This window comes from Fluviispira multicolorata (assembly GCF_009208585.1).
Lineage (GTDB): Bacteria > Bdellovibrionota_B > Oligoflexia > Silvanigrellales > Silvanigrellaceae > Silvanigrella > Silvanigrella multicolorata.
In genome coordinates, this window is sequence record NZ_WFLN01000007.1 from 305,994 (window position 1) to 327,020 (window position 21,027).

Annotated in this window: 18 protein-coding genes; 6 read left to right on the forward strand and 12 right to left on the reverse strand. The window is 32.0% G+C overall.

What is annotated here, in order from left to right; all coding sequences use genetic code 11:
• Positions 1–27 precede the first annotated feature (27 nt).
• From GCL57_RS10370 to GCL57_RS10390, 5 genes are all read right to left on the reverse strand, one after another.
• Positions 28–1,113 (reverse strand): DsbA family protein, encoded by a 1,086-nt coding sequence (locus GCL57_RS10370; RefSeq protein ID WP_152213273.1) that lies wholly within the window; start codon positions 1,111–1,113, stop codon positions 28–30.
• 78 nt (positions 1,114–1,191) lie between these two features.
• Positions 1,192–1,797 carry a uridine kinase gene (udk, locus tag GCL57_RS10375; RefSeq protein WP_152213274.1) on the reverse strand — a complete coding sequence of 202 codons (606 nt, stop codon included), beginning with the start codon at positions 1,795–1,797 and terminating at the stop codon, positions 1,192–1,194.
• Between the two features lie 28 nt (positions 1,798–1,825).
• Positions 1,826–2,479, reverse strand: a complete 654-nt coding sequence (gene upp, locus GCL57_RS10380) for a uracil phosphoribosyltransferase (RefSeq protein WP_152213275.1) — start codon at positions 2,477–2,479, stop codon at positions 1,826–1,828.
• Positions 2,480–2,583: 104 nt separating this feature from the next.
• Positions 2,584–3,720, reverse strand: coding sequence for a dTDP-4-amino-4,6-dideoxygalactose transaminase (gene rffA, locus GCL57_RS10385; RefSeq protein ID WP_152213276.1), 1,137 nt, complete (start codon positions 3,718–3,720; stop codon positions 2,584–2,586).
• Positions 3,717–4,883: a glycosyltransferase family 4 protein gene (locus GCL57_RS10390; RefSeq protein ID WP_152213277.1), complete on the reverse strand. Its 1,167-nt coding sequence runs from the start codon at positions 4,881–4,883 to the stop codon at positions 3,717–3,719. The genes rffA and GCL57_RS10390 overlap by 4 nt, the downstream gene beginning before the upstream one ends.
• Positions 4,884–5,082: 199 nt before the next feature.
• Between GCL57_RS10390 and fliD the strand changes: the two genes are divergently transcribed.
• Both fliD and fliS read left to right on the forward strand, forming a co-directional pair.
• Positions 5,083–6,432, forward strand: coding sequence for a flagellar filament capping protein FliD (gene fliD / locus GCL57_RS10395; protein ID WP_152213278.1), 1,350 nt, complete (start codon positions 5,083–5,085; stop codon positions 6,430–6,432).
• A gap of 52 nt (positions 6,433–6,484) precedes the next feature.
• Positions 6,485–7,048, forward strand: a complete 564-nt coding sequence (gene fliS, locus GCL57_RS10400) for a flagellar export chaperone FliS (protein ID WP_152213279.1) — start codon at positions 6,485–6,487, stop codon at positions 7,046–7,048.
• Positions 7,049–7,099: 51 nt separating this feature from the next.
• Here the strand turns inward: fliS and GCL57_RS10405 are convergent, their stop codons facing one another.
• Positions 7,100–7,852: a PilZ domain-containing protein gene (locus GCL57_RS10405; protein ID WP_152213280.1), complete on the reverse strand. Its 753-nt coding sequence runs from the start codon at positions 7,850–7,852 to the stop codon at positions 7,100–7,102.
• Between the two features lie 77 nt (positions 7,853–7,929).
• On the opposite strand from GCL57_RS10405, the gene GCL57_RS10410 reads away from it, so the two are divergent.
• Complete coding sequence (locus tag GCL57_RS10410; protein ID WP_152213281.1) at positions 7,930–8,799, forward strand: HAD family hydrolase; 870 nt, start codon at positions 7,930–7,932, stop codon at positions 8,797–8,799.
• Entirely contained in the window at positions 8,796–9,683 is an 888-nt protein-coding gene (gene murI, locus GCL57_RS10415) for a glutamate racemase (protein WP_152213282.1), read from the forward strand. Before GCL57_RS10410 ends, murI begins: the two co-directional genes overlap by 4 nt.
• Here the strand turns inward: murI and GCL57_RS10420 are convergent.
• Positions 9,680–10,618, reverse strand: coding sequence for a DUF1338 domain-containing protein (locus tag GCL57_RS10420; protein WP_152213283.1), 939 nt, complete (start codon positions 10,616–10,618; stop codon positions 9,680–9,682). The genes murI and GCL57_RS10420 overlap by 4 nt on opposite strands.
• 118 nt (positions 10,619–10,736) lie before the next feature.
• On the opposite strand from GCL57_RS10420, the gene GCL57_RS10425 reads away from it, so the two are divergent.
• Together GCL57_RS10425 and GCL57_RS10430 are read left to right on the forward strand one after the other, a co-directional pair.
• The gene (locus GCL57_RS10425) at positions 10,737–11,771 is read left to right on the forward strand and encodes a pyridoxal phosphate-dependent aminotransferase (RefSeq protein ID WP_152213284.1); all 1,035 of its coding nucleotides are present in this window, start codon (positions 10,737–10,739) and stop codon (positions 11,769–11,771) included.
• A gap of 62 nt (positions 11,772–11,833) precedes the next feature.
• Complete coding sequence (locus tag GCL57_RS10430) at positions 11,834–13,345, forward strand: methyl-accepting chemotaxis protein (protein ID WP_246164845.1); 1,512 nt, start codon at positions 11,834–11,836, stop codon at positions 13,343–13,345.
• A gap of 15 nt (positions 13,346–13,360) precedes the next feature.
• Here the strand turns inward: GCL57_RS10430 and GCL57_RS10435 are convergent, their stop codons facing one another.
• The 5 genes from GCL57_RS10435 to GCL57_RS10455 all read right to left on the reverse strand — a co-directional run bounded on the left by GCL57_RS10435 (position 13,361) and on the right by GCL57_RS10455 (position 20,877).
• On the reverse strand, positions 13,361–15,340 hold the full coding sequence (locus GCL57_RS10435; RefSeq protein ID WP_152213286.1) for a hypothetical protein: 1,980 nt from the start codon (positions 15,338–15,340) through the stop codon (positions 13,361–13,363).
• 107 nt (positions 15,341–15,447) lie between these two features.
• A complete protein-coding gene (locus GCL57_RS10440) occupies positions 15,448–17,463 on the reverse strand; it encodes a M13 family metallopeptidase (protein WP_152213287.1) in 2,016 nt (671 codons plus the stop codon).
• Positions 17,464–17,481: 18 nt separating this feature from the next.
• Positions 17,482–19,239: a gamma-glutamyltransferase gene (ggt, locus tag GCL57_RS10445; protein WP_152213288.1), complete on the reverse strand. Its 1,758-nt coding sequence runs from the start codon at positions 19,237–19,239 to the stop codon at positions 17,482–17,484.
• 100 nt (positions 19,240–19,339) lie between these two features.
• Positions 19,340–20,023, reverse strand: coding sequence for a hypothetical protein (locus GCL57_RS10450; RefSeq protein ID WP_152213289.1), 684 nt, complete (start codon positions 20,021–20,023; stop codon positions 19,340–19,342).
• 8 nt (positions 20,024–20,031) lie between these two features.
• A complete protein-coding gene (locus GCL57_RS10455; protein ID WP_152213290.1) occupies positions 20,032–20,877 on the reverse strand; it encodes a flagellin N-terminal helical domain-containing protein in 846 nt (281 codons plus the stop codon).
• Between the last annotated feature and the right edge of the window lie 150 nt (positions 20,878–21,027).

Consider the following 21,027-nt stretch of genomic DNA (forward strand, 5'->3'; position numbering starts at 1 on the left):
TTATTATTGTCTCGTTGATTTTTCATTTTATTTTGAAGCAAGACGAGTGTCAATTTCTTTCTTTAAACTATCAAAGCTTAAATTACTTTCATACTTTTCACCATTGATATAAATGGATGGAGTCGCATTAATACCTAATAAATTAGCATCATCGAGATCGGCCATAATAGATTTTGTAATTTCTTTTTTATCATCAGCCATACAGGAATTAAACTCGGGCATATTGAGTTTAAGCTGTTCTGCATACTTTGTGTAGAGATCGGCTGTAAGTGGTGCCATGGGCGAGCGTGAGAAAAGCAATTTATGCATTGGCCAATACTGTCCTTGCTTGTCAGCACATTTTGCCACAATTGCTGCAGGCATAGCCTGTGGGTGAATTTGCGTGAGCGGGAAGTCTCTGAATACGTATTGTACTTTTCCTTTATAGGTGTCGAGAACTTGCTGAATTGTTCCACTCGCTTGAACACAATATGGGCATTGATAATCTGCAAATTCAACAATAGTTATTTTTGGATCTTTTAAAGTTGAGTCATATTTATAACCAATATCTGCAAATTTAACTACAGGTCTATTTGGTTTATCAATAGCTATGACTTTAATTTTTCCTTCATCTTCAGCTTTTTGCAAAATACTTTGTTCTGCTTTGGCTTGTTCAACTTGGGAAAGATAACGTTTGACGAGTCCTTCTCTTTCAGTTTCTGGTATCTGTTGCATTTGTGGATTTGCTGAATTTTGTGCAATAAAATTTTTTACTTCTTCAGTATTAATTTTAGTGTTTTTCGCAAAAAAATCATTTTTAGCTTCTTCTAATGTGGCAAATTTATTTTGTGATTGATACTTTGTAAACCAATCATCTAAATAATGTTTTTGTATAATTGTTTGAGCTGTTTCATACAATTTTTTTTGCGCATTAAAAAGTTCGTTGCGTTCTGCTGGTGTCAGTTCGGCAATTTTAAGATTCTTTGAGTCGAAAGATCCAAGGATATCATTGTTGCTTAATGCTTTTTTTGCACTCTGTGATTGGCAACCAATAAGTGCAAGTGAGACTAAAGTAAACGTAGAAATATTCTGCAATTTTTTGTTTTTAAGAAACCGAAATGAGCTAGAAAACATAGTGCCTCCAAATCAAGAAAAAAAGACTCGAATAATGACATACCTTAACTTGAATACGAAATATACTCATTTGAAAAATTAAATGACAAGATTTTTTATTTTTTCAAGTGCATCTTTTAGTGAAGAATCGTCCGTTGCAACAAATGTTGCATATTCTTTAGAAGGTTGCACAAAAGCATCATGCATTGGCTTTACCAAAGAATAAAATTGCTTTTTGACTCCCTCGGGCTGCCGGCCACGTTCTTCAACATCTCGTTTGAGACGGCGCTTGAAACGAGTTTCTTCAGCTATATCAATAAATAAAGAAGCAGTAAAAAAAGGTCGTAGTATTTCTTGAGAGAGTATAAGGATTCCATCAACAATGAGGATCTTTGGTGGATGAAATAAAATATTTTCATTTTTTCGAGTATGGGTAATAAAATCATAAATTGGAATTTGAATTGTTTTATTTTTAATAAGATCTGACAAGTTTTCAGCCATTAATGGAAAATCAATTGCATTTGGATGATCAAAATTTACTGTTCCATCACCTTTAAAATTCAAGCTTTGATCGATATAATAACTATCTTGGCTCAGTATTTTACAGTTTTCATTTCCAAGAATCTGTTGTAAATAATGGGCTGCTGTTGTTTTACCTGAACCACTCCCACCAGAAATGGCAATAATCTTTATTTTATGTGTCATATCCAAATATCAATCCCTAAATTTGAAATTAAATTGTTCCATAGATGCGATCACCAGCATCCCCTAATCCGGGCAGCAAATAGCCTTTCTCATTCATAGTTCTTTCTATGGACAAGCAGTAAATCTGCACATCTGGGTGAACATTTTGAAGAATTTCAATTCCCTCTGGCGATGCAAGCAGACAATTAAAGCGAACTTCTTTTACTCCATACTGCTTAAGTCTTTCAATTGCCGCTACTACCGTTGCTCCTGTGGCAAGCAGGGGATCGAGAAGAAATACTTTATTTCCTTCGATATCATCAGGAAGTCTAAAGTAATATTCAACAGTATTATTTAAAAATTTATCACGATAAATCCCAATATGACCTACTTTGGAAAGTGGGAACATTTGCATAAATCCATCAAGCATTCCCATGCCTGCGCGCATAACGGAGACAATTGTGACATCCTCGCAGATAAATGAGCTATCTGTTTTTTCAAGGGGTGTCTCAATTGGAAATGTTTTAAGAGTTAAGTCTCGCGAACATTCATAAGCCATAAGACGACTCATTTCAGAAAGAACTCTGCGAAATTCACTTGAGTTTGTTTCTTTTTTTCTAAGAGTTGAAAGTAAATGCGTGAGTAAAGGATGATTGATAATATGAATGTTTTTGTTACTTTCTTTATTTGTATACTTAGACATAAAAGACTCCAAGGCAAAAATTTACAACAATTATATTGAATATATAATTATAACTTTATCACGTTGAAAATTCTTGCATAGAGGAAAGCTTAGAAAAAATTATCTTATAAAAATTTACTCCAATTATAAATTTCTTCAATAATATATTGCATTTCATTTTCATTTAAATCTGGATAGAGAGGAAGTCTTAAAAGTCTTTGGGAGTATTCTTCAGTGAGTGGAAGATCTGTTAATTTATTGCCGAGCTTGAGTCCAGCTGGTGCGCTATGCAAGGGGATATAATGAAAAGTTGCTCCAATATTTTTACTGCGAAGATGAGAAATGAGTGAGTTTCTGAGATTTTCATTGCGGGCAATTAAATGAAATAAATGATAATTACTTTCACAGTCATTTGGGATATATGGCAAATTTATTATTTCTTTATCTGCAAGTTCTTTTAATTCTTTCATATAGAATTTATAAATGACTTCTCTTTTTTTATTTAATTCATTCATAATATCAATTTCGGCATCAAGAATAGCAGCTAACGGTTCGGCTAAAATATAACTTGAACCTTTCTCTATCCATGTATACTTGTCGACTTGACCTTTTAAAAATTGTGAACGATTGGTGCCTTTTTCGCGAATAATTTGTGCTTTGTTAGCAAGGAAATCATTATTTGTTAAAAGAGCACCCCCTTCTCCGCAAATTACATTTTTAGTTTCGTGAAAACTTAATGCAGCCATATCACCAATGGTTCCTAAATTTCTTCCTCGCCATTTAGCGCCAATTGAGTGTGCAGCGTCTTCGATTATAATAATATTTTTACTCTGGCATAAATCTTCGAGTTTATCCATGGCACATGCTACTCCTGCATAGTGAACAGGAATAATAGCTTTGGTTTTATCAGTCATTTTACTTGCAACGTCTTCCATGTCCATATTCATGGTTAAAGGATCGATTTCACAAAAAACAGGTTTGAGACCAGCAACTAAAATGGCATTTGCTGTAGATGTAAAAGTAAAAGAAGGGAGAATAACTTCATCACCTTCTTTCGCATCTAAGAGTAACGTTGAAATTTCAAGTGCATGTGTACATGATGAAGTTAATAAAGCATGTTTAACTGAGAGTATATCGCAAAACTTTTTTTCAACTTTACGGCAAAAAAGACCATCGCCTGATAAATTTCCAGAGGATAAAACATAATTAATATTTTCAAAAGCTTTTTGAGGAATATGTGCGCGTGATAATGGTATTTTCATTTGTGACTCCAGATATCTTCATAAAGTTTATTTAATTTAGTTAACTTATTTTCCCAGCTGTGTTCATTATAAACCCATTTTTTTGCATTTTCACCATGCTCGCATATGAGTTTAGGATTTTCAAGATATGTCGTGATGGCATTTGCAATTTCTTGTGGATCTTTGGGTTTAATAAGAATCCCTCGGTGATTGTGTTTTACCTGTTCGGGAGTTCCTCCTGAATGTGTTCCAATGACTGGTAAACCCATGCTCATAGCATCGATAACAGAGAGGGAGTAGGTTTCTTCGTATGTGCCTAATATAAAAATATCCATGGCATTTAGAAATGGAATAATATTTGCTTGAAAAGGAATTAACTGGATGCGGTTTTCAACTTCAGATAAAGTTATAAAATTTTTAAGCCAATTATTAAGTTCGTAAGCTTTTTGTTCGTATATGGGTTTTCCATCGTTTGATGTTTTTAATAAAGTAGGTTCGCCCATTATCCATAATTTTATTTTATTTTTTATCTCTGGTTTAAGTAACAAAATAGCTTCGGCAATTTCACGCACCCCTTTTGCGGGATCGATGCGACACATTGTTGCAATAACAATGTCATCTTTATGAGTGTTCCATTCTTTTCTTAAATTTTCGGCCTTATGAGGATCTTTTACATATGAATTTAATTCACGACCATATCTTAATAAATGTATTTGTTCAGGTTTTATTGGGTAATTTTCTTTGATATTTTCATTTAATATTTCGGAAGAAGAGGTGATTGCAGAAACTTTGCTATATATTAAACGATGGATAAAACTTTTTTTAGAAGGTGCACTCATATATAAACTAAATATTTGTTTTACATTTTTTATGAAAATGAGAGTGAGTGATACTAACCAAACATCTTGGCGAGTGTGTGTGTGAATTATTTGAAATTTATTTTTTTTAATTATTTTCTTTATATTTAAAATATCTTTTATGCTAATACGCGCTTGTTTGTACGCATAAAATACTTTAATTCCATGTTTTTCAGCTTCGCAGGCTATTTTTGAACCCTCAATACAATATATTGCAGGCTTTTGCCCTGTCTCGTGCATTTTTTTTAGCAAATTGATTGTGTAGAGTTCAAGACCTCCCCATGCGTGAGATGTGTTGACATGTAAAACGTGCGGCTGTTTTTGCATTCTATATCCTAATTGAAAATCATCCTTACTAAGCAGAAAACTTTAGATTTTCCTTAGTAATCTAAACTCACTTTGTGAGTGATACTATATAAAGAGAAAAATTTGCACAAGTTTTGGTATTTTTTGTCTGATACGGCAATAAAAACGCCTCAATAATTCTCCCGCTTTGACACAATGCAAAGCGGGAGAACATACTTTTATGCCTGGAATGAGAATCAATACAGGATCAGGCATCGATCCCAAAATGGTCGATCAGCTTGTAGAAATGGAACGTGAGCCCGTTAAACAGCTTGAAACTAGACGAAAAGCTGTTCTGGATGAGCAAAAAGTATTTGGTGAGCTTAAAACAAATATCAGCGCACTTGGCACAGCCTTAAATGGTTTGCGCACAAAAGCTGACTTTAATAAATTAAAACTAACCAGTTCTCATCCTGATATTATTGAAGGCACAGTTGATAACAATGCACCTATTGGCACATATGAATTGGAAGTCCGTAATTTAGCACGCACTCAGAAACTTTTGACCCAAACTTTTCCAGATAAAGATCAAACATCTGTTGGTTTTGGATATCTAACTATAGAATTTGAAGATGGAAAGAGCTTTGATGTTGATATAGACCCCGATAAATCATCACTCAATGATGTTGCCTCTCAAATTAACTCGATGGGGCAAGGTGCACGTGCAATAGTGATTAATACCAAAGAAGGAATTGAAATTAGTGATGAAGATAACTTCCGTCTTTTAGTTTTGTCAGAAAAATCAGGGAAAGAAGCAAAAATATATATTGATCCTGACACGACCTATATGGAATTTAATGAGCAAGTCACAGGACGAAATTTAGAAATGCTTTTTGAAGATGTTAAAGTTTATAATGAAACAAATAAAGTAACAGAGTTGTTTCCGGGAATGGTGCTCGACGTAAAAAAAGCAGAACCTGGCACGAAAGTAAATATAAAAATAGATTATGATGTAGAAAAAAGTCTTGAAATTGTGAAAAAATTTATTGAGGCATATAACAAAGTAAATGATTTTATTGATAAACAATTTCAAGTCAATTCAGATACAAATAAGGCAGGAGTTTTATCAAAGGATAATAGTTTAAGAACTTTAAGAAGAAGCTTACAGTCAAACTTACAATACAGTGTTCCCAATAAAAAGTATCAAACTTTAGCAGATATTGGAATTACTACCGACCCGAAAACTGGCGCATTAAAATATGATGAGTCTAAAGCTAAACAAGCATTGTCCGAAGATTATATCGGTGTTTCTAAGTTGTTCATACAAACAGACGACTCGGTTGGTCTTGGTATTAGAATGTCTGATGCAGTGCGTGGAATGCAAAACCAGCAAAGTGGTGTGGTCTCTTCGAAAGACAGAGAATATAAAAGAATTCTCGAAAACTTTGACAGAGATCTCGCAACTAAGGAAAGGCTTGCAACGCAAAGGGCAGAAGGCATTCGGAGAAAATTTTCTGTTGTAGAGCAGCTGATAAGTGGAATGAATGCACAGGGACAAGTATTGCAGCAAAAGTTAGGTGGTATGGGATGATAAATCGCTCAATACTTTTCATTGTGACATATATTTTTAAGGGTGGAGTTGCATGAATTCAAAAGCATTTAAGGCTTATCAAGCTACTAATGTTACAACTGCAAAACCTGAAAAAGTATTGTTAATGCTCTATGAAGGTTGTATTAAGTTTGTAAGACTTGCAAAGACTAAAATGAATGAAAAAAAGATTGCAGAAAAAGGAAAAAGCATAAGCAAGGCTTTAGCAATAATATCTGAATTAATAAACACTCTCGATCATGAAGTCGGTGGGCAACTGTCAGCTGACCTTGAAAATTTATATATGTTTATGATGGATAAATTAATTGAAGCAAATATGCATAATAAAATAGAAGATCTTGAAGTGGTTGAAAAGCTCCTTCTAACTTTATTTGAAGCATGGACTGATGTTGTAAATAACCCAAGACCAGATGGTGTTCCCAGTCCAAAATTGCAACCAGAGCTTTACGCAATGTATTTGACTTCAAATAATCAGTCAGCAAAAACAGGAGTCACTAAAAATAAACAATCAACAAAACCCAATGGGGCTACTGCGGTTAATTTGTCAGCAGAAGTTAAGCAGCCTCCTGTGGGTGGTAATGTGATAAGTAAAAAATGAATTAATATTAATAATTGCAAAAGAGTGAAATATTTATAATAGATTCATTTATTATAAATAATAATGGGAAGAGCGAAATTCCATACTATTTTGAAAAATAAATTTTTCAATTAATTTTTTATCGTTTAAGCTCATGATTTGAAATTTTACTCCAAATCCTTCTTCAGTAATACGAACCACAGTGCCTTTGACAATGATTTTTCGATCTAGTTGTGGTAAGAAAAACTCAATTTCTAAATCATTTCCAACATAGGGATTTATTCTTTGTTCTCTATCTGCTAAATGGATGCCTTCTGTGGAAATATCTATTGAGAATATTTCAGTCTCTTTATTTTTAAAGCGTACAATAGTTTTTAATTTGTATTTAACTCTTTCTGCTCTTCTATAATTAATTTGTGTAAGTTTTTTTATTTCTTCAATTATTTTTGTTCTTGGCATAGGTTTAGGGAGAAATAAATCTGAATTGAGCGAATATACTTTATCTTTTATTTCCTCAAAATTTTCTGTACCTGTTACAATAAATTTAATTTTTTGATTGTAACTTATTTTTTTAGCCTTCTCTATTTCATAAATACCTAAGCCATTGTAAGAATGGAAATCGAGTATGGCAATATCAAAATTTTCTTTTGATAATAAATCCATCATTTTCTTAAGATCTGATGTTAGCTCAACTTGAAATCCGGCATTGCTGAGAGCTACTTTTTCTATACGTCCAGTTATAGGGCTTTCGTCACTGATTAGTAATTTAACTTTATCTTGTTGAGGTCTTTGCATATTTTTTTGGAGTTTTTTTGCTAATGACATAAAGTTCTCTTTGTTAAAGTGAAATTAATTTCGTATATATTTATCGGGGAACTTTAAGATGCTCTTAAGGAGGAATCATGTTGTGGCCTGCGGTTTCAGCATCGGATCTTATTGAATTAGTTGTTGAATTTAATGAAGAAAATTATAAAAATTGTTTAAAAACCAATGGATATGCTGGTTTTGTTTTTTTTGATATTGGAAGTGTTCTTTTGGATCTTGATTGGGATGTTTCGTTTCAAGCATACGAAAATCTCTTGCCAGAAGGGAGTAAATTTAATTATTCTAATACTTTTAAATTGTTACGAGAAAACTCAGTGCTTCAAAATTGGTGTACTGGTCAAATAGGAGCGTTTGATTATGCTCAATCCTTTATGCATGCTCTTAAAAAAACTTCAAAACTTCAAGATGATTATCATTTTTCTGCTTTCGAAATTAAGAAGGCAGATAGTTTTGTTGTTGGCTCATTGAGGCCTTCTGTGCTTGAACTTGCAAAAAAATTAAAGGACCTCAATTTTGGAATAGGGGTGCTAAGCAATGCAACAACTTGGCATGAAGTGGTTATAGAAAAGAGACTTCCAGTTAGAGATATTTTCGATGTTTGTATTTTTAGTCAAGATTTGGGCTGCGAAAAACCTGAGCAAAAAATATATGAAATAGCTCAGTCTGAGGCAGAACGTTTTGTTCAAAAAAGGTTTAATGCTACACTGCATTTCAAAGATATCTATTTTATTGATGACACTCCTTCAAATGTAAAGGCGGCTCGAGCAATGAATTGGAATGCAAGCCTTGTACTTTTATTTAATGAACATATCTTAGAGCAAATATCAAAAAATAAATTATCAGAAATACAAATAATTGAAGCATCACATAAAAGAGATAATCTAATATTTGGACAAGATGCAGCTAAGCGAGTTGAAAAAATATTTGAAAGAATTGTTACTTTATGAAAAATAATAATCATCCAAATATTGCTTTTTTTGACTCTAGTCAAGGCGGATTGACTGTCTGGGAAAATGTACTTAGAAGATATCCAAATTTAAATACTCAGTATTTAGGGGATAACGCTCGCTGCCCTTATGGAAATAAAAGTGCGGAAACAATTATTAAATATGCAGCTGAGGCAGCGTTATTTTTATCAAACCGAAATGCGAATTTATTAATTGTAGCATGTGGGACAGCCTCAAGTGTCGCAGCAAAAGAAATACAAAAAATATTTAAAATTCCAATTATTGGAATTGTGGAAGGGTTTTGTCAATTTGTAGGCTCAATATTGAAAGATAAATCGAGAACTGTAGCCGTTTTGGGAACCCGTTTTACAATTAAAAGTAAACGCTTTAAAGAAGAGCTTTCATTTTATGATGTAAATAGAGTGTGGGAAAGAGCTTGTCCTTTATTTGTTCCTTTAGTTGAAGAAGGAATATCAACTGGACCTATGGCCGATGCTGCTGCTGATATGTATTTATGGGATATTCCTGAAGACACTAAAATAGTTATGTTGGCTTGTACGCATTACCCTAGACTTGTGCATGCAATAGCAGATTCAATTGAAAGAAGACTTGGTAAAACTATTATTTATAAAACAATCGATGGAGATTGGGTTTTAAAAATTGGGCATAAAGATGAATCTGATCCTATTTATTTAGTGGAATCATCCTTGCCAATTGTTAGCTATATTTCGAATTTTTTACATAAAAATAATTCTACTGGATTATACAGTCAAGGTGAAAAACATGTTTTTTGCACTGATTCACCTGAGCAGTTTGAAAGTATAGCTCGCTTTTTTACAACTATTTCTTTACCAAAAGTTGAGGCAGTTGATATTCAAACTTAAGCCTGTTTTCTTAAATTGGTTGATTCAAATATTTTATCTGCATTATCTGTTACAAAGCCTTGATAGTAGCTGCACCAAATACCGTCTCTCTTTTTTCCAAGCAAAGGATGTCTAAAAGCAAATTCTACAAATGCATATGGTATTTTACGAAAGCCATCTTGAAAGGGAACAAGCAGTTCTTCGGCGAGAGTTGCACTTTGTTCTAATTGAACCTCTGCTGAGCCTTTAATAATCCCTCCTCCAGCTGTATTCATTGAAATTCCAAGTTCTTTTTGTATAAATTGATTGAAATTTTTGAGTGTTTTAAATTTTTTCATGAGATGAATGCTGACCGTAAAATGATTTGGAGTATTGCCATAGACGAGAGTCCAAGCAGCATATTCACTTTCTTTGCGGAGGAGCTCGTAATCTTTAAAACTCGGTGTGCGCCATACAGGGCCATTGCTTAAAAAGAGGGTTAAGGATTCAACAAAGGCATCTATATTTTCAGGCTTTGATTTTAAGGCTAAAAATTCAGATTTTAGCTTATTTACAGGTGAATTTTCGAGATCTTCCGTGTATTTTAAAATGCATTTTTGAAATTCTTGGGAAAAACTTTCGGGTTCAAGTACGCTTATAAATATTTTAGGAGGTACTTTAGAGCTGTGTTGTAGTTTATCATTGGGTGGATTCATAGAAATTGCATTTAATTTCTTATCTTTAAAATGGTATTCGTCTGCTTTAGAATAGCCTAGTATTTCAAAAATTTCTTGTAATATATGTAAACCACAAAACGAACCAGGGAGAGTGCGGAAAGCGAGATGGTCTTCGCTCCAATGATCCCCTTCTGCTCGAATTGTATTCTCAATCTTCTTAACCTGTTGCACCTTGTTTTTGTAATTGAGCCAAAGGTGTTTGATTAATCTATTGATTATTTTTTCTTGTAATTTAAGCATTCAAAATCCCTCAAATATTAAGCTAAAAAAAAAGGAATAGTCCTTTGTGAGCGTGAAAAAGTTATGTTAGTAATTTAGCTCAAGCCTAAGTTTTTGGCTAGGAGAAGTCATTTATTTTATGATTGAGGAAATTAAATTGTCCATAGAGGTTCTTGCGCTCGATCGAAATGAATATTATTTTGAACATCACCCTCAGGTTTTAGCTTCATTTCATTTATGTAACAGTCAAAATTATTCACGCTATGCTTCTAATGATGGTCATACTCAAATGCTAAATTCTTTAGCTCTGTTATTAAAAATAGAAGCAGAAAATATTACTTTAGCTCACGGTGCTGAAGATGCGCTTATAAAAGCGCTTTCTTGGTTAAAATTAAAGTATAAGACTATTGTGGTTGATGATTTCTCTTGGACAAATTATATTCATATTGCAGAAGGTTTAGGTTATCAAGTTCATAAAATCCCAACTCAAATGAGTGGAAATAGTTTCATACTAAATATAGCGGGATTAAAAAATCATTTAAATAAATGCGAGCCGAGCGTTATTCTTTTAACCTCACCAAATAATCCCACAGGCCACAGTATTTCGCAAAATGAACTTTATTCTTTGCTGAAAACTTATCCAGAACATTTTTTTATTTTAGATATGGTTTATGCCCCTTTTTTTGAGCAAACCTACTTTTGTTTAATGAATCATGAAAACTCACTTTTTGTCGGTAGTTTTTCAAAGTACTTTGGCCTCCCTGGGCTTAGAGTGGGTTTTGCAGTCGGTTTGTTGCCAAAAGCCTTCAAGCTCAACTTAGGGCTGCAACCGCAGGCAATTCATATTTGCCAAACAGTATTAAATCACATTAACTGGTATCAAAGTAATCGAAGTGAAATGATACAGTTTGCACAAGCGCTGTTAGAAAAAAAATATAAAAATATTAAGCCTTTTAAGAGTGATGCTCCCTTTATACTTGTGCAGCTTGTTAGGGTAAAGAGCTTACAGAAAATACTTTTATCAGCAGAAGAGATGACTTTTGTACGTCCTAAGTACTTAGTAAAAGATAATGTACCCTATATTCGTTTTGGTTTAGGTCCCGCTCATGTATGTGCTAAAATAGAGGATTATTTAACTTTTATTGATAAAAAATTTGACGAAAATTCTTTTTAAATCTCAACTAAATAAAATACTATAAGATCGAATCAGGCATGGCTCTCTTAAAGGGAAATAAAATGGCAAATTCTCAATCTAAAATCAAAAGTTTGAGTGGTCAGCTTGCAGTATTGGTCATTATTCCTATTTTTTTTATAGTTATAATGAGTATATTAGGCTGGCAAGGAATTAAAACACAAAATGATAATCTAAATTATATTGCTCATCAGCGCATAAAAACTGTTAATATCATAACTGAATTACGATTTAATATTACAAATACTGCTCGTCTTCTTTGGATAGCAAATGCAAATCAAGAAAATAAAGAAGAAAGAGAAAGAAAAATAAAAGAAGTAAAAACTTCTAATAAAGATTTTTATAATTTATCAGAAAGCTTTAATAAACATAATACATCTGAAAAAAATAAAGTAAAAATGAATGAAATAAATGAAGTTTGGAAAAAAAATGAAAGTGTTATTGAAAAAGTTTTGGCTTTTGTAGAGCAAGAAAAATATGAAGATGCAAGAAAGACAATGCTCACAGAATATTATCCAAACGTAAAACCGCTCATTGCAACTTTTGAAGAAATGGAAATCACATCGGCTGAAATAAATACTCAAATTGTGTCTAAGGCACTTTGGGATTCTGAAAAAACGACGTGGTACGTAATAATTGCAGGTATTTCAGGCACATTATTTTCAATATGTTTAAGCTATATTATTTCAAAAAGACTCGTAAAAATACTCGTTCAATTATCAGATCAAATTTCTCAATCTGGTAAAGATGTTTCTCAGGCCAGCGCATATTTATCTTCTGTCAGTCAGCAAGTATCTTCGGGAACAACTGAGGCTGCCGCCGCTCTTGAAGAAACTGTTGCTTCTGTTGAGGAACTTTCGAGTATGGTTAAACTCAATGCCGAAAATGCACAGCAGGCCGCGAAACTTTCTTTATCAAGTTATAAAACTGCTGAAGCAGGAGAAATTGAAACACAGAAATTAGCAAGATCAATGGCAGATATTTCTGAAAGTTCCAAAAAAATAGAAGAAATTACAGCTGTAATTGATAGCATTGCGTTTCAAACCAACTTACTTGCTTTAAATGCAGCTGTTGAAGCTGCTCGAGCTGGTGAACAAGGCAGAGGTTTTGCGGTTGTGGCTGAAGCTGTGCGTAATTTAGCGCAAAAAAGTGCTTCTGCTGCAAAAGATATTTCTAACTTAATTAAAGACAGCGTTGATAAAATAAAAAAAGGCGAAGAGATTGCCGATTCAACTACTGAAGTATTAAATAATATTGTTATCTCAATCAAAAAAGTATCTGAACTAAACTCTCAAATTTCATCCGCTTCGCATGAGCAAGCGAATGGAATTGTTCAAATAAGTAAAGCTATGAATGAAATAGACAGTTCAACTCAGCAAAATGCAGCTGGTTCTGAAAAAGTTGCTTCGATAGCATCAGAACTCACTCAACAAGCTCATTCTTTACATGGCTTTGTCAATCAATTAAATTCAATAATTCATGGTTTTACAAATGACGGTAAAGAAAATTTATTGCATAAGAATAAATTTTCAGAAGAGCAAATAACTCTTTCATAGAAAAATTAATAGAAATTAATTAAATGAAATTGTATTTTCATCTGGTAAATAGTTTTTATAATAATCATTTTTTGGTAGGCTTTCAAAAGATAAATCAATTTTAGCTAATTCATCTATTAAAAATTCTATTGCATTATCATTTTCAATTATTTTATGATTTTGTAAATTTGTAAAAGCTGATTCCATAAGCAAACGAGCAAGTCTTTCGCTTCTACTATAAGAACTGAGAATATCTTCATTGCTAAATTCGGGAAAAGAGTTTAGTAAAGATTGTAGACGAGCAATTTTATAGTAAACAAGAGCTGAATAATCAATATAGCATCTTTTACACTCAAGATAATTTTTCTGTATTAAAGCATGTAAATATAACTTTGTTTTTTTTGTTACAGTTTCAATTTCAGTTAAATCAAATTCTGTCTGTCTATTTACAATATAAAATTTTTCATTCCAATTTAGATTGGATTTTATATTTAAAAGATTTTGACTTCTTTCAAGAAATGCTGTTCGGAGTAATGTTATATATGAATTCGTATTTTGTATGAAATATTGTAAATGTGAATAGACTATTTTTTTATCTACAAAACTCATTGCAGTAGCTAATACGGAGAGATGAAGAATAAAATATCTTTCAAAGTATGCGAAAGATAAAAGAGATTTACTTGAAGAGCAATAAATTAATTCTTGGACTACATTTGCTTTTAAAAATAATTCATTTATCATCAAGTTTTTTCTTGTTTCCCAGGCTTCGCTATCGATTTCTTGTTCATTCGTACTTTCAATTAAAAAATTGTTAAAATAATTTTCTGTATCTAAAAGAGCAGCATTTATTTTTTCTTCAGTTTCTGGTAAAATTATGGCATTAATTTTATTTTTAAATGAAATGATTGTTTTTTCCCAATTTTTTATATAATTCGTATCTTTAAACCATTTATTTAATAAATGTGATTTTTCATTAATACAAGATTGGTTTGGAATTGGAAAAAGCTGACTTAGATTAGCAAGCTTTTCAAAATAGTCAGGAATTGAATTTTGTGACATAGATTCGTCTTGAATTTCAATAGAATTATTTGATATAATATTATATTTTAAATATGTCTCTGAGCTATTAATAATATTTAAACTATTTAGAAGTGTTGTGTTAATTTGTTTGCTTAATTTAAAACTATTCCACCATGAATAAGAACTTAAATTATTTTTAGCAAGAATTTTATTTTCATCGTAAAAGTAAGTTGGCTTTAAAATTTCCAATATATTTATAAGTTTAATGATATCTAATGATTCTAGGTAATCTATTGCAATATTTTGTTTTAAATAATTACAAAAAATTCCGGATCTGTCTGTGTGCTTAGAATGTTCTTCTGCACTAAAATTCATTAAAATTGAGTGATTGAATTGATCTTCAATTTGGTGAATATTTTTTACTTGAAAATTTGTTTTTATAATTATATATTGAGTTCTTTTATTATAAATATAATCTATTGCTTGGCAAAGATAATTATATGATTGTAACCATATATTTTGAATTGTGAGATGATCTTGAAAATAGTTTCTATCAATATTATCTTTATTATTATGTTCGGAAAGAGCTTGAGCTCCAAAAATAAGTAAAATCCAACGTAGAAAAAGATTAGGTTCAATTTTTTTGTCAATAGATATAACATCAAATAAGAAAGTTTTTATATCATCAATTTTATTACTAAATTTGTCGATTAAGACATTTGTCTCATTTTGTTTATTAAAATTATTATTTTGATTGTAAATTAAAAGTATTTGATTAAATTCACACTCTAGCAAATCAAATTGATCATGCAGGGATTGTAGCTTAATTTTTTCTTCGTCGTTTATTTGATAGAAATCAGGATCTTTTATAAAAATTTTAGAAATAGGCCATTTAATTGGAATAAAGCCGTTGAATTCATGATCATTTAATGATATTAAAGCTAAGGATATCTTATTAATAAGAGGAATGTCATGGGATATTTTTAAATTATCCATATTTAATCCTTTAAATTTAAATTTGAAAAGATAAACAAATTTTGAGGAGTGTAATTGAAGTTACAAAGAAAATCAAAAAAAAGTGAAATAAAAATTATAGTTAATTATTACCAGAGAATAATACGATCATTGTCATCAAGAGTCATGGGGTCGCCTGTTGTGCAAGAAAATGTTTTTTCAAAATCTTTAGATAGTTTCATTTGTAGGTTGACACGCGCTTCATTTGGAGAATGATAATCTCCTTTTAGGAGAAACTCTCTTATTTTTGGAGTTGCTACCCAACACCAATTGCGTGCATACTGTATGTAAAAATCTTTTTGCTCAGAAATACGTGAAGTTTTTGGATTTGGAAATGCAGTTTTAAATGAATTGGTGACGCCGACAAAATCAGCGATATTTTCTCCAAGTGTTAATTCACCGTCAATTCCATTTAAATTAAATAGATTTTTTATTTTCTGGGTTTTTTCTTTAAATAATTTTAAATCTTTTTCATTCATCCACGGTGCAAGTACTCCATTTTCATCATAACGAGAGCCTTGATCATCAACGGAGTGTCCTATTTCATGGGCAACAAGCATACCAAATGCACCCAAATTCGCTATGTCAGATTTTTCAGGATCAAAAAAAGGAGGGTGCAATATGCCAAGTGGCATAACAAATTGATTGGATGTTGGTTCATAATAAGCATTTATTTCAAGTGGTGACATGCCCCACTCATTTTTATTACGTTGAGTTGATATTTCAGATAGCAATTTCTTAAATTTATTTTTTTTTATTAACTCTGAATTTTCTATAAATTTATCAGACTTTAAATGAGCTATATTTTCTAAATTCCAATCTTTTATGTTATCAGGTTTTAAAACTTGAAAAGTCATTTTATTTATTTTTGTAAGAGCTTTTTTCTTAGCTTTCTGAGAAAGCCATTTATTATGAGAAATTCTTTCGTAGGTTGTATTTTTTATTTTATAAATAAGTTTTTTAACGCGTTCTGTTGGAAAATTTTTATAATATTTCTCTACAATTTCAAAATCTAAACTTCTTTCTAAAGTTTCTGAAGTGATACTTATACATTGGTTCGTAATTGCTTCTTCAACGGGAGCAGAGCCAAAGTATTTGCTTTTAAAGGCTTCTGACGTTTTATAATAATCTGGATAAGAATATTTGATAATATTATCTGATAAGTTAGTCCAAAGAGTAAGGGCATGCAGTTCATCTTGTGAAGCTTTTTTGAGTTCTAAGTCTAAAGCTTTAAATGTTTTAAGAAGCATATTGCTAATTGTAACTTGTTTGGGAATATTTTTTAATATTAAATTTAAGTATAAATTTGGATATTTTTGAATTATTACTTTTCTTTCTATAGTATTATCCTTGGTTTCGAGCTCTCTTATTTCAGCTTGAGTAGGGAAAGATTGAGCAATGTTTTTTTCGAATTTTATAATATAACTTGCTAACATTTTAGTGTTTATTAATTGAAATTTTTCAAAGAAATTTTCAATGACTTTTTCGTAATCTGACATGAGTTGCGGATTATCATAAAATTCTTTTATGTGTAAACTAATATCGTAACTTAGAGCAAGATCTCTTTTGTATGGATTTCTAGGATTGCTATCTTGATAAAGAGTTATTAATCCATGAACTCCTTCAAGGGAGTCCGTTGCAAATTTTTCTAATATCTGATTGCGATTTAAAGATTTTATTTTTTTAAAATACAGATCTAAATATGCTAGTTCTTCTTTTTTTCGTGAATTTATGTTAAGACAAGAGTCATAAAATGTTTTTATCATGTTTTGGCGTTCAGACATGTCTTTTAATTTATTTAGATATGTTATATATGTATATCTTTGATATTTAATTTTTTCATGAGAATCATCAAAACTAAAAATATAGTGACTACGACTTTCGGGTAGATAAAATTTTTCGATTTCTTTTGAGCAAACATAATCATAAAAATTGCGGCAAGGAGAAACATTTGCATTTAATTGAAATTCTCTTTTATTAGGAATACTGAAATCAGCATCGGGAATGGTTTTTATTGCATTTTGAGTTGACTGACAAGAATTCAAGAAAAAAAATAAAGTAAGGAGTGTGCACTTAGAAAGTATATTTTTAACTACGATATGCATAACTCACCTTTATTTAGCTTACCAAACTCCGACTGCAGCATCTCCTTCAGAACGTGGGTCGCTGCTTCCTAAAAAACGATTTTCTATGTTTTTTTGCACAGTTTGTAGTGAACCATATGGATTGACTCTTTCTATATCATGCCCCATCTTTTTTAAAACCTCTAAGGTTTCATATGCAATTCCATCTTCATAATAAAATTTATCGGGCCAGAGTTGCCTGTGAAAGCGAGGATAAGAAGCTAAAGATGCAATATTTTTTTGATAATCTATGAAGCCTGTGATCATGAGAAGGGACTGCGTGATAATTCTGCTGCCACCTGGTGCTCCTGTGGCAAGAATGGCTTCTTTCTTAGAGTTTAATAAGATTGTGGGAGTCATAGAACTGAGCGGACGTTTTTGCGGTTCGATTGAATTCTTAGCTCCTTGTACCAGGCCAAATGAATTTGCAGCTCCAACTTTTGCAGTGAAATCATCCATTTCATTATTCAAAAGTATGCCTGTTCCTTTTGCGGTTTTCCCATTTCCATAATAATAATTGAGTGTATAAGTATTAGAAACCATATTGCCAAACTTATCAACGACAGAGTAGTGAGTTGTATTGCCATCTTGATTGCTTTCCCGACGAATGCCTTCTTTTTGGACAATTTCAGAAGGAATATGGTTTTTTAAATCAATTTTTTGAAATATTTCTTTTGCATATTTTTTAGAAATTAATTTTTCAATGGGATTTTTTACAAAATCAGGATCACCTAAAGAATTATTTCTATCATAATAAGCAAAATTCATAGCTTCACTTAAAATATGAAAATATTCTGCGCTGCGGAAAGGAATTTTTTTAAAATCATAATTTTCTAAGATATTTAATATCTCTATTAAAGTAACACCACCAGAGCTTGGTGGGGGCACTGATAAAACTGTAAAGCCATTGTATGTTCCTTCGATGGGAGACATTTCAATTGCTTTATAATCTTGAAGATCTTTTAAAGTCATAATGCCTTTATGTGTTTTAACATCTTCCACTATTTTTTTAGCGATACTGCCTCTATAAAAAGCATCAGTTCCTTTATTTGCGATCTCTTCTAATGTGTTTGCAAGATCTTTTTGATATAAAGTCTCACCTGGATTATAGGGCTCTTTATTTTTCTTAAAAAATATACGTGTAGATTCTTCATTTTTTTGTAAATGTTTCATACTTTCTGTTAGAGAAATGGATAATGCATGAGTGACTGTAATGCCATTACGAGCTAAATTTATTGCTGGCTCCATTACTTTTTTTAAAGGAAGAGTGCCATATTTTTTGAGAGCGAGGTTTAAACCATAAACTGTTCCTGGCACACCGGCTCCATTATAGCTTGTTGTGATTTCATCTACATTAACACGTCCTTTTTTATCTAAAAACATATCTTTAGTTGCGGCAAACGGTGCTTTTTCTCTATAATTAATAACAATAGATTTCTTTTCTTTGTTTAACCAAACGAGCATAAAGCCTCCTCCACCAATATTTCCAGCCTTTGGTAAGGTGACGGCGAGGGCGTAACCAACGGCAACCGCAGCATCTACAGCATTGCCTCCTTGTTTTAATATTTTTGCTCCGATTTCAGAAGCTGTTTTTTCTTGGCTTGCAACCATTCCTTGTTCAGAGTATTCGGGATGAAAAATTTGGAAGGATTCTTCAATAGGGAAACTACTAGCTGAGATTGCTTTATTAGAAATAAATAGGATTAAAAATAAGATTATTTTTGTTTTTATAACGAGTTTTCTAGGTTCTTTTTTCATAAATAACTCATACCTTTTGATAAAATGATAATAAATAAGATAGGTAGGAGTTTAATTTATCAAGCGTTAAAAATAAAATCAATCTTGTAATTATGAAAAGTTAAAAAAGAAAGGGGTCGTCTTGTTTCGTGTCTTCTATAAGTTTTGCATTTTCTCCATAAACAGTTTTTCGAACAATATTTCTCTCATCTGTTGTTGTGAATTTATTTTCTAATACACCCCAAAAAGATTGAGCTATATCATCTGATAATTTCTGCTGTGAAATAGAATTTGAGCAATTTGTGAACTCTTCAAAGCACTTTGTAATATTTTCTAAACTTTGTCTTACACTGTCTTGAAATTGGAGAGCCATAATTACAGGTGCAATCATATTTGCAAGCTCTTTATCGGATTCTGAAAGTTTTTCGAGTTGCTTTGAAAGTCCACTTGTCTTTGCGCCAATTTCTTTATATCGATCGCTTTCGCCCAGTCTTTTAGCGGCATCTAAATCTCCAGCAGATGCGCTTTCAAATATTTTATCTGCAATTGAGTTTGCTTCGACAGCCATTTTTTCAACTTCTTTTTGCTCTTGAGTGCCTTCTTGATACATGCTCGTTATTAAACCTTTTACAGTTTGTGCTTGATCTGAAGAAAGACTGGACACGGTTTCCATTTTATTGCCAATTTCAAGAGCAGCTTTTTCGGTTTTGCTTACAACGTTTTTTAATATTGTATCTGTGATTTTTATAAGATCTTTGGCAATTGATACAAAATTTTCATGAGAGAGTTGAAGTTTATCTGACATATGTTACCTTATCTTCCTTCAAGGAGTGTGAGAGCCATTCGTGATGTTTGGTTTGCTTGCTGAAGGACACTGGTACCAGATTGAAGTAATATTGAATTTCTTGTTAATTCGGAGCTTTCTTCTGCAATATCAACATCTTTAATGCGGCTGTTCGCGGCACTTAAATTTTCGACAGTGGTTCCTATACTGTTAATTGTCGATCCGAGTCTGTTTTGGAGAGCTCCCAAATCTGCTCGTATTGCACTTACATAATCTATTGCAGTTTCTATAGCAGTGAGTGAATGTTGAGCTCCTTTTTTAGTATCAAGAGATAATTCTGAAACTCCAAGTCTATTGGTTTTTACGTCTGCCTTAAAGGAATTATATTCAAGACGATCTACACCTAAAATATTGTCACCACCTGTATTAATTTGAATTTCAAGAATTCCTCCTGTTCCATCAAGCAGCTGAGTTCCATTAAATTCAGTTGCATAGGCTATTCTATCAATTTCATCTTTAAGGGCTTGGTATTCAATATCAAGGTAGACTCGTTCTTTAGGGCCAATCGTATCGGAAGCAGCTTGTACACCAAGCTCACGCATGCGAATGAGCATGTTTTGAACTTCATTCATACCACCTTCAGCGGTTTGAATAAGGCTAATTCCATCATTTGCATTTCGTTGTGCTTGTTGTAAGCCTCTTATTTTTGAGCGTAATTTTTCACTTATGGCAAGGCCGGCTGCGTCATCTGCAGCTTTGTTAATTCGAAAGCCCGACGCTAATCTTTCCAAACTCTGATCGAGCATTTTGCGTGTGTTGCGCATATGTCTCTGGTTCGTAATTGAGGTTACGTTGGTCATTATCCGATAGCCCATAGCCTTCTCCACTTCTTTCTATATGCAATAGGAATAGGTTCTCTTTTTTAACGCTATCAAAAAATGCTTAATTTAAAAGCGTTTGGTGTCAATTCTGTGGTAGGTATATAACTCCATACAATTTCTATGATTAATTAGGAAAGTCCTATT